Source organism: Siculibacillus lacustris (assembly GCF_004328075.1).
GTDB classification, from domain to species: Bacteria; Pseudomonadota; Alphaproteobacteria; order Rhizobiales; family Ancalomicrobiaceae; genus Siculibacillus; species Siculibacillus lacustris.
Window position 1 is genome coordinate 56,532 of the sequence record NZ_SJFN01000025.1, and the last position, 16,273, is coordinate 72,804.

General features: G+C 68.6%; 16 protein-coding genes. 8 read left to right on the forward strand and 8 right to left on the reverse strand.

Features of this window, described 5'->3' with window-relative positions:
* The first annotated feature begins 56 nt into the window (after positions 1-56).
* From EYW49_RS15995 to EYW49_RS16010, 4 genes are read left to right on the forward strand one after another with little or no spacing between them, the layout of a single operon-like run.
* Positions 57-1,241, forward strand: coding sequence for a M20 aminoacylase family protein (locus EYW49_RS15995; protein ID WP_131310627.1), 1,185 nt, complete (start codon positions 57-59; stop codon positions 1,239-1,241).
* A 10-nt stretch (positions 1,242-1,251) separates the two neighbouring features.
* Entirely contained in the window at positions 1,252-3,042 is a 1,791-nt protein-coding gene (locus tag EYW49_RS23665; protein ID WP_131310628.1) for an amino acid ABC transporter permease/ATP-binding protein, read from the forward strand.
* A gap of 18 nt (positions 3,043-3,060) precedes the next feature.
* Positions 3,061-3,993 carry an ABC transporter substrate-binding protein gene (locus EYW49_RS16005; protein ID WP_131310629.1) on the forward strand — a complete coding sequence of 311 codons (933 nt, stop codon included), beginning with the start codon at positions 3,061-3,063 and terminating at the stop codon, positions 3,991-3,993.
* A gap of 32 nt (positions 3,994-4,025) precedes the next feature.
* On the forward strand, positions 4,026-4,955 hold the full coding sequence (locus EYW49_RS16010; protein ID WP_131310643.1) for an ABC transporter substrate-binding protein: 930 nt from the start codon (positions 4,026-4,028) through the stop codon (positions 4,953-4,955).
* Between the two features lie 260 nt (positions 4,956-5,215).
* On the opposite strand, the gene EYW49_RS16015 is transcribed toward EYW49_RS16010, so the two are convergent.
* From EYW49_RS16015 to EYW49_RS16035, 5 genes are all read right to left on the reverse strand, one after another.
* Complete coding sequence (locus tag EYW49_RS16015; RefSeq protein ID WP_131310630.1) at positions 5,216-5,473, reverse strand: integrase core domain-containing protein; 258 nt, start codon at positions 5,471-5,473, stop codon at positions 5,216-5,218.
* Between the two features lie 228 nt (positions 5,474-5,701).
* Positions 5,702-6,793, reverse strand: coding sequence for an ABC transporter substrate-binding protein (locus tag EYW49_RS23045; protein ID WP_165498290.1), 1,092 nt, complete (start codon positions 6,791-6,793; stop codon positions 5,702-5,704).
* A gap of 26 nt (positions 6,794-6,819) precedes the next feature.
* Positions 6,820-7,566 carry an ABC transporter ATP-binding protein gene (locus tag EYW49_RS16025; RefSeq protein WP_131310631.1) on the reverse strand — a complete coding sequence of 249 codons (747 nt, stop codon included), beginning with the start codon at positions 7,564-7,566 and terminating at the stop codon, positions 6,820-6,822.
* Between the two features lie 3 nt (positions 7,567-7,569).
* Positions 7,570-8,397 (reverse strand): ABC transporter permease, encoded by an 828-nt coding sequence (locus tag EYW49_RS16030; protein WP_131310632.1) that lies wholly within the window; start codon positions 8,395-8,397, stop codon positions 7,570-7,572.
* Between the two features lie 10 nt (positions 8,398-8,407).
* On the reverse strand, positions 8,408-9,379 hold the full coding sequence (locus EYW49_RS16035; protein ID WP_131310633.1) for an aliphatic sulfonate ABC transporter substrate-binding protein: 972 nt from the start codon (positions 9,377-9,379) through the stop codon (positions 8,408-8,410).
* A 478-nt stretch (positions 9,380-9,857) separates the two neighbouring features.
* Between EYW49_RS16035 and EYW49_RS16040 the strand changes: the two genes are divergently transcribed.
* From EYW49_RS16040 to EYW49_RS16050, 3 genes are read left to right on the forward strand one after another with little or no spacing between them, the layout of a single operon-like run.
* Positions 9,858-10,937 carry an ABC transporter substrate-binding protein gene (locus tag EYW49_RS16040; RefSeq protein WP_131310634.1) on the forward strand — a complete coding sequence of 360 codons (1,080 nt, stop codon included), beginning with the start codon at positions 9,858-9,860 and terminating at the stop codon, positions 10,935-10,937.
* 55 nt (positions 10,938-10,992) lie between these two features.
* On the forward strand, positions 10,993-11,409 hold the full coding sequence (locus tag EYW49_RS16045) for a hypothetical protein (RefSeq protein WP_131310635.1): 417 nt from the start codon (positions 10,993-10,995) through the stop codon (positions 11,407-11,409).
* Positions 11,406-12,284: an epoxyqueuosine reductase gene (locus EYW49_RS16050; protein WP_131310636.1), complete on the forward strand. Its 879-nt coding sequence runs from the start codon at positions 11,406-11,408 to the stop codon at positions 12,282-12,284. Before EYW49_RS16045 ends, EYW49_RS16050 begins: the two co-directional genes overlap by 4 nt.
* A 171-nt stretch (positions 12,285-12,455) precedes the next feature.
* Here EYW49_RS16050 and EYW49_RS16055 read toward each other — a convergent pair whose 3' ends face one another.
* From EYW49_RS16055 to EYW49_RS16065, 3 genes are read right to left on the reverse strand one after another with little or no spacing between them, the layout of a single operon-like run.
* A complete protein-coding gene (locus EYW49_RS16055; RefSeq protein WP_131310637.1) occupies positions 12,456-13,460 on the reverse strand; it encodes an NrtA/SsuA/CpmA family ABC transporter substrate-binding protein in 1,005 nt (334 codons plus the stop codon).
* 58 nt (positions 13,461-13,518) lie between these two features.
* Complete coding sequence (locus EYW49_RS16060) at positions 13,519-14,232, reverse strand: ABC transporter ATP-binding protein (protein WP_131310638.1); 714 nt, start codon at positions 14,230-14,232, stop codon at positions 13,519-13,521.
* A complete protein-coding gene (locus EYW49_RS16065; RefSeq protein ID WP_131310645.1) occupies positions 14,229-15,077 on the reverse strand; it encodes an ABC transporter permease subunit in 849 nt (282 codons plus the stop codon). The genes EYW49_RS16060 and EYW49_RS16065 overlap by 4 nt, the downstream gene beginning before the upstream one ends.
* An 882-nt stretch (positions 15,078-15,959) precedes the next feature.
* Between EYW49_RS16065 and EYW49_RS16070 the strand changes: the two genes are divergently transcribed.
* Positions 15,960-16,273, forward strand: a 314-nt coding sequence (locus tag EYW49_RS16070) for a transposase (protein ID WP_206365489.1), incomplete at its 3' end; no start/stop codon positions are given.

Below are 16,273 nucleotides of genomic sequence, written 5' to 3' on the forward strand. Positions count from 1 at the left end.
TTGTGGGAATTTTCCTCGTGCGCCCCGGTCCCGGCGCTCCGATCGGTGGTCATCCCATGGACGTACGCCTCGCCCCTCCGCGACGACAGGCTCCGGACGATCGCGCCTATCCCTGGATCGCCGAGGCGATCGCGCTGCGCCACGACCTCCATCGCCGGCCGGAGACCGCCTTCGCCGAGCACCGCACCGCCGCGGCGGTCGCCGGGGCCTTGCGATCCTGGGGTTGGGCGGTGACCGAAGGGGTCGGCGGCACCGGGGTGGTCGCGACCTTGCGGGCGGGGACCGGCGAGCGGCGCCTGGGTCTGCGCGCCGAACTCGACGCGCTGCCGATCGGCGAAGAGAGCGGCCTGCCCTTCGCCAGTGAAAATCCCGGCGTGATGCATGCCTGCGGCCACGACGGCCACATGGCGATCCTGCTCGCCGCTGCGCGTCGGCTGGCCGAGACCCGGCGGTTCGACGGCACCGTCACGGCGATCTTCCAGCCGGCCGAGGAGAACGGCCCCGGCGCCCGCGCGATGATCGACGACGGCCTCTTCGAGCGGTTCCCGGTCGATGCGGTCTATGCCCTGCACAACTGGCCCGGCCTCGCCACCGGGCATTTCGCCATCCTCGACGGGCCGGTGATGGCCGCGGCCGATCGCGCGGTGATCACGATCCGCGGGCGCGGCGGCCACGGCGCGGCGCCGCAGGAGGCGATCGATCCGGTCCCCGCGGCGGCGAGCTTCGTCCTCGCCCTCCAGACCATCGTCGCCCGCAACCTCGACCCCTTCGAGACCGCGGTGGTCACCGTCGGCACGATCCACGGCGGCACCGCCGCCAACGTCATCCCCGACGCGGTCGAACTGCAACTGACCGCCCGCAGCTTCTCGCCGGCCGTGCGCCAGCGGGTCGAGGCGCGCCTCCGGACCCTCGCCGCCGCCCAGGCGGAGAGCTTCGGGGCGACCGCCACCGTCGACTGGCGCCCCGGCGCCGACGCGGTGGTCAACCAGGAGGCCGAGACCGCGCTGGCCCGCCGCGTCGCCATCGAGACCTTCGGCGAAGAGGTCCTGGTGCCCGACTTCCGGCCGCGCACCGCCAGCGAGGACTTCGCCCACATGCTCGCGGTCCGGCCGGGCGCCTTCCTCTTCGTCGGCAACGGCGACGGAGCGCCGCTGCACAGCCCGCACTACCGCTTCGACGACGCCGTCGTCGCGCCGGCTGCCCGCCTGTGGGTCCGGCTCGCCGAAGTCTTCCTCAGCTGAAGGCCCGCTCATGACCATCGCCAGCGACATCGCCGACCTCCGCTCCCCGCGCGGCGAGGCCGTGCCGAACGAGGTCGGGGCCCGGGACTTCTCGCATCTGCGCATCGTCCCCGCCCGCCATCCCGGACGGACGATCGGCTCGCTCTTCGCCGCCGCGGTGATCGTCGCGGTGCTCCACTCGACCTTCACCAATCCGCGCTGGGGCTGGGACGTCTTCCTCGAATGGTTCTTCGCCGAGCCGGTGTTGGTCGGCCTCGGCCGCACCTTGCTGCTCACCGCTCTCGGCGCGCTGTTCGGCTTCACCCTCGGCACCGGCCTCGCCCTGGCGCGGGTCTCGAAGTCGCCGCTGCTGGTGGCGCTGTCCTGGACCTTCATCTGGATCTTCCGCTCGATCCCGCTGATCGTGCTGCTGCTGATCCTCAACAACCTCGGCTATCTCTACGCCACGGTGACCCTCGGCATTCCCTATACGGGAATCGACTTCGCCACCTGGAACACCACCCAGCTGATCACCCCCTTCGCCGCCGCGGTCCTCGGGCTCACCCTCAATCAGGCAGCCTTCGGGGCGGAGATCATCCGCGGCGGCATCCTGTCGGTCGACCAGGGTCAGCTCGAAGCCGCCGCCGCCCTCGGCCTGCCGCGCCGCCGTCAGGCCTTCCGCATCGTCCTGCCGCAGGCGATGCGCTCGATCCTGCCGGCCGCCTTCAACGACCTGATCGGCCTCGCCAAGGGAACCTCCAACGTCTACATCCTGGCGTTGCCGGAGCTCTTCTACACCATCCAGGTCATCTACCGCCGCAATCTCGAGGTGATCCCGCTGCTGATGGTGGCGACCGTCTGGTATCTGATCATCCTGACCGTCCTGTCGGCCGTTCAGCGCGGCGTCGAGGCCCATTTCGCCCGCGGCGCCCTGCGCGAGCTGCCGCCCTCGGCACTCGCCGGCCTGCTGCGCCGCCTGCGCGGGGCCCGGCGCCCGAACGCGGCCGCCCCGACTCCGTCGCCCGTCCGCGTCGAGGCGGCGCCGCGGGTGTTCACCGGGCGCGGCGGCAAGGTCGAGATCCACAACGTCTCCAAGAGTTACGGGCTCCTGAGGGTGCTCGACGACGTGTCGCTGACGCTTCTCCCCGGCAGCGTCACCGCCCTGATCGGTCCGTCAGGGTCGGGCAAGTCGACGCTGCTCCGCTCGATCAATCACCTCGAACGGGTCGACTCCGGCTTCATCGCCATCGACGGCGAACCGGTCGGCTACCGCCGCTCGGGCGATCGGCTCCACGAGCTGAAGGAGCCGGAGATCCTGAAGCGCCGCGCCGACGTCGGCATGGTGTTCCAGAACTTCAACCTGTTCCCGCATCTGACCGTGCTGGACAACGTCGTCGAGGCGCCGATCGTGGTGCGCGGCCGGCCGCGGGCCGAAGCGGAGGCCGAGGCGCGCGAGCTCCTCGCCCGCGTCGGCCTCGCCGACAAGGCCGACGCCTGGCCGCGACAGCTGTCCGGCGGCCAGCAGCAGCGCGTCGCCATCGCCCGCGCCCTGGCGCTGAAGCCCAAGGTTCTGCTCTTCGACGAGCCGACCTCGGCACTCGATCCGGAACTGGTCAACGAGGTCCTCGACGTGATCGAGGAACTCGCCCGGTCCGGCGTGACGCTGGTCATCGTCACCCACGAGATCGGCTTCGCCCGCCGGATCGCCGACACCGTGGTCTTCCTCGAGGCCGGTCGCATCGTGGAGATCGGCCCGCCCGCCCGGGTCCTCGACGCACCCGATCAGCAACGCACCGCCCGCTTCCTCTCCAAAGTCCTCTGACCCCGAAAGGCCGAGCCCATGTCCTTCCGACCTTCCCGCCGCGACGCGCTCGCCGTCGCCGCCCTCGCCCTGATCGCCGCACCCGCCTTCGCCGCCGACGAGGTCGACCTCGGACCGGCTCAGCCCGGCCGCATCCGCGCCGCGAAGGTCGAGGCGGCGATCCGGCTGATTCCCGCCGACTTCAAGTTCGCAACCCCCGGCAAGCTCACCGTCGCCTCGGTGCCGGGTCGCCTGCCCTTCGCGGTGCTCGCCACCGACAACAAGACGCCGGTCGGCTCCGAGCCCGACATCGCCCAACTGGTCGCCGACGGGCTGGGCCTCGAGCTGGTCAACGTGCCGACCGTCTGGGCCGACTGGCCGCTCGGGCTGGTCTCGGGCAAGTTCGATGCGGTGATCCACAACGTCACGGTCACCGAGGAGCGCAAGGAGAAGTTCGACTTCTCGACCTATCGCAAGGATCTGCTCGGGTTCTACGTGGCCCTGACCAACAAGATCGCGAACATCTCCAAGCCCGAGGACATTGCCGGGCTCAAGGTCATCGTCTCCTCCGGCACCAACCAGGAGCAGATCCTGCTGCGCTGGATCGAGGCGAACAAGGCCAAGGGCCTGGCGGCGACCGAACTGCAATATTACGACGACGAAGCGGTGCTCGATCTGGCGATCCAGTCCGGCCGGGCCGACGCCTATTTCGGCCCCAACGCCACCTCCGCCTTCAAGGCGAGCCGGCAGAACAATCTCAAACAGGTCGGGACCTTCTCCGGCGGCTGGCCGATCACCGCCGAAATCGCCGTGACCACCCGCAAGGGCTCCGGCCTCGCCGATGCGGTCACCGCGGTGCTCAACGAACAGATCGCCAACGGCAACTACGCCAAGTCGCTCGCCCGCTGGAGCCTCTCCGCCGAGGCGATCGACAAGTCGCAGACCAACCCGCCCGGCCTGCCGAAGAAATGATCCCGGCGCCACGGAGACCCCGACCCATGCCGATGTCGCGGATTGCCACCCTCGCCGCCGCCTTCACCGCCGCAGTGCTGCTCGGCTCGCTCTCGGCGAGCGCCCAGGCCGGCTTCGACCTTTCGCCGGAACAGACCGGGCGCATCCGGGTCGGCCGCAACGCCGCGGCGATCGCCGCGATCCCCGCCGGCTTCGCCTTCGCCGCGCCGGGCAGGCTCACCGTGGCGATCAACCCGAGCGGACCCCCGCTCGGCACTTTTGCGACCGATGCCCGCACCATCGTCGGCGCCGATCCCGACATCGGCCATGCGGTCGCCGAGGCGCTGGGGCTCGACCTCGTCCTGGTCGCCACCGCCTGGGCCGATTGGCCGCTCGGCCTCACCTCGGGCAAATACGACGCGGTGATCTCCAACGTCGGCGTCACCGAGCAACGCAAGGAGAAATTCGACTTCTCCAGCTACCGGTTGGGGCTGCACGGCTTCTTCGTCCGCGCCGACAGCGGCATCGGCGCGATCCGCGAGCCGAAGGATGCCGCCGGCCTGAAGATCGCCGTCACCGCCGGGACCAACCAGGAGCGCATCCTGCTCGAATGGAGCCGGCAGAACGTCGCGGCCGGGCTGAAGCCGATCGAGTTCCAGACCTTCGACGACGAGGCGGCCCGGCTGGTGGCGCTGATCTCCGGGCGCGCCGACGTGATCGTCCAGCCGCATGCGCAGTTGGTCTTCATCGCCGCCCGCGATCGCAACATCAAACGGGTCGGCACCCTGTCGGCCGGCTGGCCGGCGCGGTCCGACGTGGCGATCACCACCCGCAAGGGCAGCGGCCTCGCCGCGCCGCTCACCCTGGCGATCAACGGCCTGATCGCCGACGGCAGCTACGCCCGGATTCTCGCCCGCTGGCAATTGGCCGAGGAGGCGCTGCCCGCCTCGGAAGTCAATCCGCCGGGACTGCCGAAGTTCTGACGTCCCCGACGGCAACGGCCACCCTCGTGATCCAATTCCGTCGCCCTGAAAGGGATCGGAATCGGGCTTCCAGGCCGATCGGGACCTGGGGCAAGAGACCACGCGCCTGCGAGAGCGGCGCCGCTTCGAATGACGTCAGGCAGCGGCTCGATCGCAATGGCGATCGGGCACGGCGAGCCTCGTGCCGATATCGATATGAAGACGTGGTCTCGCTGATTTGAACGGTCGGGGCCGGCCCGTCGAGTGGATTCCCGCCTCGTTCATGCCGACGCGAGGAGCGGCGTGTCGGTGAAGTCGGCCTTATCCGGAGTCCGCCGGTCGAAACACGCGTGAGGGCACGATCCGTTGTACCGACCGAGATATCGGCCGCTCGAGGCGCAGGCCGCGGCGAACGTGGCGTAGGCGCGGAAGTCGACCTCCTCGTATAGGATCGATCGCCAGAGCCGCTCGACGAAGACGTCGTCCCGCCGAGACCCTCTACCATTCATGCGGATCTTGACGCCGGCGTCGACGAGCATCGAGGTGACGGCGGCCGACGTGGACTGCGACCCCCGTTCCGTATCGGAGATCTCCGGCGTGCCGTCGCGAGCCGGAGCCTCCTGGAGCGCTTCGACGCAGAATTCGACTTACGATCGGCGTCGATCTCGCCCCCCTCGAATCGAGCCATTCGACACCGCATCGGCATGTCGGCTGGTTCACGGGCGCTCTGCTATCAGCGGGACCGCCCCCGGCGGCATGGACCACGCCTACCGCCCGCCGACCGATCGGACCGGCTCGGCGCGTTTCTCGTCCTCGGCGACGATGTCGAGCGCCCGGCGGAGCGGCGACGGTTCGACCCATTCGGCGGCGGCGACCTGCCGCGGGATGAAGCCGTGGTGCGCCAGAAAGGCCCCTTGGCGTGCCAGAGCCTCCAGTCGATCGTCGTCGAGCGACGGAGCGAGGTCGTCGGCAAATCCGACGCCGAAGATCTCCTCGACCAGTTCCTCGGCATTGCCGCTTTCGGCGGCGACGATCCGGGCGGTTTCGGCACGATGGGAGCGCGCCCAGGCGGAGGCGCGCAGCACGCCGACCAGAACCTCGGTAACCGCGTCCGGCCGCCGATCGAGGAAGGCGCCTTCGACGGTGAGGGCGAGCAGGGTCGGGTTGTTGAGCCTGTCGCGGGGATCCGGCAGGTCTCGCGCCAGATCGGCGACGACATGGGCGCCGAGGAAGGCCTTCAAGGCGACGCCATAATGGCCCGGCGAGAAGACGGCATCGACCTCGCCGCGGATCAGCGCCTTGGCCTCGTCGCGCTGGCTCGACAGGGTCATCACCGCGGTGCCCGGCGGGCTGACCGGGGCGGTTCCGACCGTGGTCTCGGCGAACGGCCGCTGATCGAGATCGATGTCCACCAGGGTGACGTCTGCGAGCCGCAATCCGACCAGCGCCAGCGCCGTCTCCCAGCCGCGCACCACCGTCGCCCGCCAGAAGTCGATCGGGTAGTGCGGCCGCCGCGGAACCGCGAGGCGACGGCCGCGCAGATCGGCGAGGCCGACGATGCCGCTCTCGGGCAGCGTCAGCACCAATTGCGCCTCGTCGGTCCAGCTCAGTCCGAGCAGGCGCACGTCGCGTCCTTCCGAGCGCGACCACAGCGGCGGAATGTGACCGCCGTGGCGCATCTGGCCGGGCAAGGTGTGGGTGAAGTGCGACAGCCGCACCGCCGCCGACGGCGAATGGCGGATCGAATGCACCGCGACGCCGTGCCGGGCCAGAGGTTCGGCCAGCCGTCCGGTGTGGACGGCGACGGAAAAGGCGGTCGGCAGCGGACAACGCGTGTACCAGACGGCATCGTCGGTCATGGGGGAACCTCTCGGGGGAACAGGGATCAGGCGGCCTCCGCGCCGGCGCCGTGGCGCGGGAACAGATCGTCGAGCAACAGCGTCTTCAACGCCTGGAAACCGGCCGAGGCGCGATGGCGCGGTCGCGGCAGGTCGACGACGAGGTCGCGACGGATCCGAGCCGGTGGGCCGCCGAGAACCAGGATGCGATCGGACAGCACGATCGCCTCTTCGATGTCGTGGGTGATCAGCAGCACGTTGGGGATCTCGTCGCCGACGATGTCGAGCAGGTGGTCCTGCATCTGGATCCGCGTCAGCGGGTCGAGCGCGCTGAACGGTTCGTCGAGCAGCAGGAAGCGCGGCCGCGCGACCAGTGCCCGGGCCAACCCGACGCGCTGGGCCATGCCGCCGGAGAGTTGCTTCGGCAGCGATTCGGCAAAAGCGCCGAGCGACACCCGCGCGAGCGCCGCCTCGACCGCCGCCCGCCGCTCCTCGGCCGGCCGGTCCCACAGGCCGAGGCCGATGTTGCGGCGAACCGTCAGCCACGGCATCAGGCGGGGATCCTGGAAGGCGACGCCGATGTCGTGGCGCGGTCCGACGATCGGCCGACCGTCGACGGCGAGGCGTCCGCTGGTCGGAGCCTCCAGCCCGGCGAGCAGACGCAGCAGCGTGCTCTTGCCGCAGCCGCTCGGTCCGATGACGGTGACGACGTGCTCGTGGTCGATGGTGAGATCGAGCGGGCCGAGGGCACGGAAGCCATCGTAGGTTTTGGTGACGGAGTGGATTTCGATCATCGCTCAGTCCCGATCCTCGGTGTCCTGCCACCGCAGCAGCCGGTTCGACAGCGCCGCCAGCAGGGTGTCCGTGGTCTTGCCCGAAAGCGCGAAGACGATCATGCAGGCGATGACGACATGCGGCCGCCCGGTCATCTCGCCGTCCATCAGCAGATAGCCGATGCCGCTGCTCGCCCCCATCAGTTCGGCGGCGACCACCACGATCCAGGCGACGCCCATCGATTGGCGCAGACCGATGAACAGATTCGGCAATGCGTTGGGCAGCAGCACCGTCGCGACCAGACGGGTGCCGGACAGGCGATTGACCCGACCGACCTCGATCAGCCGACGGTCGGTGCGGGCGATGCCGGCCATGAAGTTCAGATAGGTCGGAAAGAAGGTCGCCAGCCCGATCAGCCCGACCTTCGACCCCTCGTCGATGCCGAACCACAGAATGAACATCGGAATCCAGGCGAGCCCCGGCACCGTCCGCAAGGCCTGGAGGGCCGGATCCAGGAGTGCCCGCCAGCGCGCCGAATAGCCGGTCAACGCCCCGACCACGACCGCGATCCCGGTGCCGCCGAGAAACCCGAGCACCACCCGCTGCAGCGAGATCCCGAGGTGCCGGACGAGTTCGCCCGACAACGCCAGCCGCCCCAATTCGCCGATCACCCGGGTGGGTGTCGGCAACAGGGTCGGATCGACGAGACCGGCGCTGGCCACCGCCTGCCACACCGCGATCCCCAGCGCCGGCACGATCAGGCCGGTACCGGCCCGTCCGACCCCACGCCACCGCCGCGGAAGCGACGGTTCGAAGGTCTCGTCGCGGTCCGATGCGGTGGCGTCGGTCATCGATGTGCCCTCACTTGGCCGTGAGCTTGAAGGTCTGCGTGTCGAGCACTTCGCGTGCCACGGCCTCGATGTCGGTCGCCGCCTCGATCGAGCCGAGCTGCTTGTAGAGCTTGCCCCAGGCGACGAGTGCGGCGAGATCGCCGTCGACCACCGCCGGTCGGCTGGTGTCGTTGCGGGCGAGCACCAGCTCGGCCACCTTCGGATCGATCTTCGAGGTCTCGGCGAAGGCGGCCGCCGCTTCCGAGCGATGCTCGATCGCGTAGAGGCGCCCGCGTTCGAAACCGTCGAGCACCGCCCGCACCAGATCCGGGTGTTCGGCGAGGAAATCGTCGCGCACGTCGAGCCCGCCGCCGCCGGCCAGCTCCGGCGCCGCATAGAGCACCCGCGCCTTGTTCTCGATTTCGGCGATCGCCCAATCCGGATCCAGTCCCGCCCAGGCCTCGACCCGGCCGGTGGCGAGCGCCAGGCGGCCCTGCGGATGTTGCAGGCTGACGATCTCGACGTCGGTCGGCGACAGACCATTGTTCTGCAGCGACGCGATCAGCGAGATATAGGGCCCGGTGCCGGGCGTCGCCGCGATCTTCTTGCCCTTGAGTTCGGCGAGGCTCTTGTAGGGAGCGCCGTCGCGCACCAGGATCGGCGAACCGGTGTTCTGACGCGCCGTCCAATAGACGTAGCGGATCGGCGTGCCGTTGGCGCGCGCCAGGAAGGCCGAGGCGAGGCTCGACGTGCCGACGTCGAGGCTCTTGCCGCGCAGGAATTCGATCGTCTTGTTGGAGCCGAGCGACTCGATCCACTTGACCTTGATGCCCTTGGGCGCCAACGCCTGTTCGATCCAGCCGCGCTCCTTGACGATCAGGCTTTCCGGCACGATCGAACTGTAGGCGACGCGGACTTCGGTCGGATCGGCGGCGAGCGCCGCCGGAGCGGCGGCGGCGACGCCGACCAAGACGGCGCCGGTGACCCAGGCGATGACACCCATTTTCTACTCCTTTGATCGAGAAAGCAGAATATAGGCGACGCCGGATCGTCGACGGAGGCACGAGCCGGCCGTGCATCCGCCCCTCACGGGAAATCCGTCGCGCCATTCGGCGTCGAGAGAAAACGATTTGCTCCGAGCCCCCTCCCTTCGATCGACCGCCGCAGCCGATCGTCGCGCCGGCCGGCGGCGGGAAGTCCACGCCGCGCCCGGTGCGCCGCATCCCGACCGGCGACCCGCGCGATCTCGCGGACCGCCGGTCGATGATCGCCCACCGGCGATCCGCAGCATAACGTTCTATAAAATCGATAGATTTTACAATTGACTCAGGCCTCGGCAAAATCGTAAACAATTACAGTCTTCTACATCTCACCCGTGCTTCGCGACGGTCGCGATGTGCACCGATCGGGCGCCGGCATTCGGGAGCGGATGCTCTGGCGAGGACGGTGGAACGGGCAGACCTTCGATCGGATCGAGACCCATGAACACGATTCTGAAGCAGGCCCCGTCGGGCGAAACCATCGGCGCCGGCGATGCCGCGGCGGTCCTCTACACGATCTGCCCGGTTCTCAACGGCTCGGCCGCCGCGGCGGAACTGGGCTGGCTCGACGAGGAGTTCGCCCGGGTCGGTGCCAAGGCGACCTACCTGCGCTCTCTCCCCGAAAACGAGGGTTGGCTGCCGCATTACAATCACGGCAAGACCCGCCTGTTCCGCGACGGCGGCGCCATCCCGACCATCCAGGCCAAGGCGGACCGCATCGACACCACCCTGATCGGCCTGACCTGGGGCCAGACCGGCGGCTCGATCCTGGTGCGGGCGGACTCCGGGATTCGCCGGGTCGCCGACCTGAAGGGCCGACGCATCGGCCTGATCAAGAGTCTCAACCGCGGCAAGATCGACTTCCAGCGGGCGACCGCCGAATTCGGCATCGAACTGGCGCTGCACCTCGCCGGTCTGTCGCGCGCCGACGTCGAGATCGTCGATCTCGAGCACACCGACCAACAGCAGCATCCGCCGGCGGCCAAGCCGTCGCAGGTGTGGGCTCGGGCCCGCTCGCTGTTCGGCCACAAGGCGGCCGACGTCGCCGGGCTCGAAGCCGGCGTGGTCGACGCCATCCACAGCGACGCGGCGCGCGCCTTCGGCCTGATCGCCTCCGGTCGCTTCACCGCCATCGAAGACCTGTCGCGTCATCCCGACTGGACGCTGCAGATATCGAACGGCCCCTATACCGCCGCGGTCGACACCGAATTCGCCGTGGCCAACCGCGACGTCGTCGTCGCCTTCCTGCGGGCGGCGATCCGCGGCGGGCGTTGGGCGAAGGAAAATCCGCGCGCCGCGGCCCCGATCTATCGCCGCGCGACCTTCTTCGACGACCTGGAACAGATCGAGAAGCACATCGCCGCCGCGGACCTCATTCCCAATCTGTCGCGGCGTAACCGGGCGGCGATCGAGATCCAGAAATCCTTCCTGATCTCCCACGGCTATCAGACCAACGATTTCGCGGTCGACGACTGGGCGAACGGCGACTATCTCGCCGAGGCTCTGGAATCGCTGCGCTGAACGACGCGCTCGCCGTTTCGGCGGCGAGCGTTTCGGTTCGAGAGGAAACGGCGCCATGAGCGAAGATCAGGTCTCCCTCGACCGCCCCTCGGTGGTCGCGGCTCTGGCCGACTACATCCTCCAGGTCAACTATCGCGGCTACCGGCCGGACCTCCGCAAGGTCCTGTCGGTGCGGCGGTCCGACCGGACGGCGTGGCTGCGCAATGCCGGCACGCCGATCCGCTGGGAGGTCTGGTACTACATCGAGGGCGAGTTGTTCCCCGAGCCCGGCGCCACCCGCCTCGCCGAAGGGCAGACCAGCCGGCAATTGGCCGAAGAACTGGCCGAGTCCATCTGGGACCGGCTGTGGATATGGAACGGCTTCGATTTCACGCCGACCAGTTCCGGTCTCAACCGCGGAACCTATTCCGACCAGGTCCCGCCGGGAACCCCGGACGAGGATGCGATCGCGCGCAGCGGGAGCCGGCCATGAACACGACGCGAGATCCCGACCAGGGCTACGCGGGTATCCGCTTCGGCAAGCGTGGCTACGACGTCGCCACCCTCGAGAGCCTCCTGACCGAGTTGGTCACCACCGACCCCCGCAACGCGCTCCCCGAAGGCGACAACGTGCCGATCTGGGAGCCCCCGGTGGTCGGCGTCGCCGCAGCCGACGATCCGCTGTTCGAGCGGCTGAAGGAACCCGGGGTGGTCGGCCCGATCCACCGCGATCCCGACTTCTGGGTGCCGGGTGCGAAGGCGGTCGTCTCCTTCTTTCTGCCGTTCTCCGAGGAGGTCAAGCGCTCCTATGAACGCGGCAACCCGCTGCCCTCGCTGGAATGGGTGTCGGGCCGGCTCAACGGCGAGGTCTTCGTCAACGTCCTCCGGCGCGCCGTCGCATCCTATCTGGAGAGCCTCGGCGGACGGGCGGTCATCCCCAACCTCGACCGGCGCTACACCTCCGACAAATGGTTGCCGGCCTGGTCGGAGCGGCACGTCGCTCATGTCGCCGGCGTCGGAACCTTCGGCCTGCACGCCGGTCTGCTGACCCGCAAGGGCGCCGCCGGCCGCATCGGCAGCGTCGTCACCGACCTGCCGATCGCCCCGACGCCACGCCCCTATACCGGGGTCTACGAATATTGCCCGTGGATGACCGACGGCAGCTGCGGTGTCTGCATTCCGCGCTGCCCGGTCGGCGCAATCCACGCCACGGGCAAAGACCACGACATCTGCGTGACCAACGGCCAGAACAACATTCGTCCGGCCTTCCACGAGTGGGGCTATCACTCCTGCGGCCACTGCCAGAACAACCTGCCCTGTTCCGACGGCATCCCGCCGCGCGCCCTCGAGCTCGCCGCCGCCCCGTGATCCGATCTGCGATCCGACCCGCCCGCCGGTTTCCGCCCGATCTCCCCGAGGTCGGGCGGCGGCATTTCGGCCCGTCGGAACCCGTCCAGCGCACGCCGACGTCCCGCCGGACCATCCGACGGCGCCCCCGAAAGGTCGGAGCGCCATCGGTGCGGCCCCGTCCGCGGCCGTTCAGATCTTGGCCAGATGGTCGGTGACGGTCAGCTTGTCGGGCAGCACGCGGTGCGCGGTGAACCAGTCGGCCGAGGCCTGCAGCCGCGCCAGATGCGCCCGATCGTTCACGTCATAGATGACGAACTCGCGCTTTTCCTGGATATACTTGTCGCGGATCGCATCGCTGTAATTCACGCGCGATTGCAACAGATATTCGACCTCGCGATTGTTCGCGTTGACCCAGGCCGCCTCGTCGCGATAGGCCTTGGCAACCGCCCGGATGATGTCCGGGTTCTTCTCGGCGAAGGCCCGCGGCACCAGGAAGGACGAGTAGTCGAGCTGATGGTTCAGGTCTTTTTCGGTGAACACGTCGCGCGCCTTGTAACTCTCGCGGGCGATGTCGACCACCGGGCTCCAGATCGACCACGCGTCCACCTTGCCGGAGGCGAAGGCCGGGCCGGCATCGGGCGGGTTGAGGTAGACGATGTCGACCTGATCGCGGGCGATTCCGTGCTGCTCCAGCGCTGCGACCAGCACGTACTCGCCGAGACCGGACCGATTGGCGGCGATCGACTTGCCGACCAGATCCTTGACCGACCGGATCGGTGAATCCGGCCGGACGATGATCGCCGTGCTGCGCGGCAGGCTGTCGCCGAACAGCGCGAAGACCAGGGGCGAACCGCCGAGGATCGCCGCGAAACCGACGGCAGTGCTGCCGCCGAAGCTGAAGTCGGCGCTGCCCCCCGCCACCGCCTGAATCGACGGGGCATGATTGGGGAACGGGCCCACCCATTCGACCTTGAGGCCGTCGCTCGCCAAAAGTCGCTTCTCGAGGTCGCCGCGCTCCTTGGCGATGCCCGACAACAGCGTGTTGAGCCATGACAGGCGCACCGTGTCGGTGGTGCGCCCGGTGGGCGGCGCGGCGCGCGAGGGTCTGCCCGAGGCGAGCAGCGCTGCGAAACCGCCGGCGGCGGCTCCGACGATCGAGCGACGGGTCGGGCCGCGAGAGACGTGATCGGACATTCGACGAATCCTTGTCTGGACGACACAGAGCGACGGCGGTCGTCCGGGTTTGCGAGAGTCAGTCGGTTTCGACGCCGACTCCGAGTTCGGACAACAGTTCCGCCCGCAAGTCGGCGGCATCGATCGGACGGGTGACCGCCAGGTCGCGGGCGAGACCCCCGCCGCGCATGATCAGGATCCGATCGGCGAGGTTGATCGCCTCGTCGACGTCGTGGGTGACCAGCAGCACCCCGGGCCGATGCTTGGCGACCAGGCGTTTGATCAGCCGATGCATCTGGATGCGGGTGAGGGCGTCGAGCGCGGCGAAGGGCTCGTCGAGCAGCAGCAGGGTCGGTTCGCGCACCAGCGCCCGCGCCAGAGCGACGCGCTGCGCCTGTCCACCCGACAGGGTGCGCGGCCAATCGTCGAGACGATCGCCGAGACCGACCTCTTCCAGGGCGGCGGAAGCGCGATCTCTCGCGCCGGGCTCGCCGAGGCCGAGGGCGACGTTCTGCCAGAGCGACTTCCAGGGCAGCAACCGGTGCTCCTGGAAGATCACCGCCGGTGTCCGTGGTGCCTCGATACGCCCCCCTTGGATCGAATCGAGCCCGGCGAGTGCTCGCAGCAGGGTCGTCTTGCCGCAGCCGCTGCGTCCGATCAGTGCGACGAACTCGCCGCGCGCGATGTGCAGGTCGACGTGATCGAGCACCCGCCGCTCGCCGTAGGCGCGAACCAGACCGGCGACCACGGCAGCGGTCTCGAGCGGCGCCGAAGCCCGCGGTGCCACGTTCATCGCCGCGCCTCGCGGGCATAACTCGGGTGCCAATCGAGCAGGCGGCGCTCGAGCCAACGCGCGGTCGAATCCGCCAGGATGCCGATCCCGGCATAGATGACGATGGTCAGGACGACCACGTCGGTGCGCAGGAACTCCCGTGCATCGAGCGCCAGATAGCCGATGCCGGCGCTGGCGCCGATGGTCTCGGCGACGACCAGGGCGAGCCAGGCGGTGGCGAGCGAATAGCGGACGCCGGTCAACAGCGACGGCAGGGCGCCGGGCAGAACGATCTCTCGGATCATCCGCGTCCGCCCGAGGCCGCAGACCCGGCCGAGTTCGATCAGCTTCGGATCGACCTGACGGATGCCGAGCACGGTGTTGATGTAGATCGGGAACATCACCCCGAGCGACACCATGAAGACCTTCTGCGCTTCGCCGACACCGAACCACACGATCACCAGCGGCAGCAGCGCCAGAAAGGGAATCGTCCGCAACATCTGGACGCTGCGATCGATCAGGGCTCCGAACAGCAGGGAGAACCCGACCAGCGTCCCCAGGGCGAAGCCGATGCCGCCGCCGATCAGGAAGCCGAGCATCGCCCGTGCCAGGCTGGTGAACAGGTCCCGAAACAGCGTCCCGCCGACCGCCTGCTTCCAGGCGGTGAACACGACGCCGCTGGGGGGCGGCAACACGTGCGCCGACAGAACACCGGTTCGCGAAGCGGCTTCCCAGAGGACGACCAGGATCAGCGGCGAGATCCACGACAGGAGGAAGAGCAGATGCTCGCGCCGCTCCCCGGTGATCTCGGGGACCGGCGAACGGTTTGCGCGGCGACCCGATCTCGGAGACGACGAGGCCCCCATTTCGCCGACGAGGATGGTCACGACGTTCGTCCCTTTTCGAGAGGCTTCTTCAGGAGCAGTCGCAATGGCTCGTCGCACGACGAATTGCACACGCTCCGGTCCGGCGACCACAGAGAAAGTCACCTATTCCGATAGAAATTCTATAGTGATTGCATCGCGGCGACGGGTCAAAGAAAGCCATGTCGATCCCTTCGCCGACCCGTGATTTCATTCTCCTCAAAGCGGAAAAACAAAGAATAGAGTTCCAAGAATCATGTATTGACGTAGTACTACTTACCGACCGAGGTTCGCCAGCCCCGTCACCAGCCTCGCGGAGAGATCGGGGCGTTCAGCCACCTCAGGCGCGGAGTTTCAGGGCGACCACCCTGATCTTCGCGCCGCTGCGGTCGATCTCGTCGACCACGTGTCGTGGCGAGCGGGCCGCCGGACAGCGGCGGCGGCGACGCCACCCGTCAAAATGCGCGGGTCAAATGCCCAGACGACCGCGCGATCATCCGTGGCTTCGCCGGTATCCGACCGCGACTGTCGCAGTCGGTGAACCGGCGGAAGCAGCCCTGCTTCGTAGGGCTCCGTCGGAACGTCTGTCCGGACACATCCCGCGCACTCTCGGTCGAGCCCTCCGCTCGGGCGCCCACCGCCGGGGTCGCGCATGAAGATCTCTCCGCATGGATCACGACCCAGAAGACGCCGTCGAAACGTTGCCGAAAATCGATCGTCGGCCCCGCGCCGAGGCATCGAGTTTCCTCTGGCCAGGTCCATGAACCCGGAAGGGCTCGATCTGATCGTGTCCCGTGAGGTGGTGTAGCTGACGAGAACGGTGGTCATCGGTAGCGCGCCGGTATGGTCGGAGTTGCGAGAACCAACCCGACCGAGGARCCACCGATGACCGACATGATGATGAGCCTRCGGRCGCTCGTGGAGAAGAGCGCCGACGCSGATGTYYTGCGMGAGATGATCGGCTTCGCCGCGGAGCGCCTGATGGAGCTGGAGATCGGCGCCCACACCGGTGCCGAATGGGGCGAGAAGAGCAAGGATCGTCTGGCACAGCGCAACGGCTACCGCGAGCGCGACTGGGAGACCCGAGCCGGCACCGTCGAGTTGCGTATCCCGCGCCTTCGCACCGGCAGCTACTTCCCGAGCTTCCTGGAGCCGCGGCGGATGGCCGAGAAGGCGCTGACCGCCGTCATCCAGGAGGC

What these genes read in the sequence shown, in the direction of transcription:
- EYW49_RS16025 (WP_131310631.1), bottom strand. Translation starts at nt 7,566, where the DNA reads ATGATCGAAATCCACTCCGTCACCAAAACCTACGATGGCTTCCGTGCC.
- EYW49_RS16005 (WP_131310629.1), top strand. Translation starts at nt 3,061, where the DNA reads ATGTCCTTCCGACCTTCCCGCCGCGACGCGCTCGCCGTCGCCGCCCTC.
- EYW49_RS16030 (WP_131310632.1), bottom strand. Translation starts at nt 8,397, where the DNA reads ATGACCGACGCCACCGCATCGGACCGCGACGAGACCTTCGAACCGTCG.
- EYW49_RS16045 (WP_131310635.1), top strand. Translation starts at nt 10,993, where the DNA reads ATGAGCGAAGATCAGGTCTCCCTCGACCGCCCCTCGGTGGTCGCGGCT.
- EYW49_RS16040 (WP_131310634.1), top strand. Translation starts at nt 9,858, where the DNA reads ATGAACACGATTCTGAAGCAGGCCCCGTCGGGCGAAACCATCGGCGCC.
- EYW49_RS15995 (WP_131310627.1), top strand. Translation starts at nt 57, where the DNA reads ATGGACGTACGCCTCGCCCCTCCGCGACGACAGGCTCCGGACGATCGC.
- EYW49_RS16035 (WP_131310633.1), bottom strand. Translation starts at nt 9,379, where the DNA reads ATGGGTGTCATCGCCTGGGTCACCGGCGCCGTCTTGGTCGGCGTCGCC.
- EYW49_RS16010 (WP_131310643.1), top strand. Translation starts at nt 4,026, where the DNA reads ATGTCGCGGATTGCCACCCTCGCCGCCGCCTTCACCGCCGCAGTGCTG.
- EYW49_RS23045 (WP_165498290.1), bottom strand. Translation starts at nt 6,793, where the DNA reads ATGACCGACGATGCCGTCTGGTACACGCGTTGTCCGCTGCCGACCGCC.
- EYW49_RS16065 (WP_131310645.1), bottom strand. Translation starts at nt 15,077, where the DNA reads ATGGGGGCCTCGTCGTCTCCGAGATCGGGTCGCCGCGCAAACCGTTCG.
- EYW49_RS23665 (WP_131310628.1), top strand. Translation starts at nt 1,252, where the DNA reads ATGACCATCGCCAGCGACATCGCCGACCTCCGCTCCCCGCGCGGCGAG.
- EYW49_RS16060 (WP_131310638.1), bottom strand. Translation starts at nt 14,232, where the DNA reads ATGAACGTGGCACCGCGGGCTTCGGCGCCGCTCGAGACCGCTGCCGTG.
- EYW49_RS16015 (WP_131310630.1), bottom strand. Translation starts at nt 5,473, where the DNA reads ATGCTCGTCGACGCCGGCGTCAAGATCCGCATGAATGGTAGAGGGTCT.
- EYW49_RS16055 (WP_131310637.1), bottom strand. Translation starts at nt 13,460, where the DNA reads ATGTCCGATCACGTCTCTCGCGGCCCGACCCGTCGCTCGATCGTCGGA.
- EYW49_RS16050 (WP_131310636.1), top strand. Translation starts at nt 11,406, where the DNA reads ATGAACACGACGCGAGATCCCGACCAGGGCTACGCGGGTATCCGCTTC.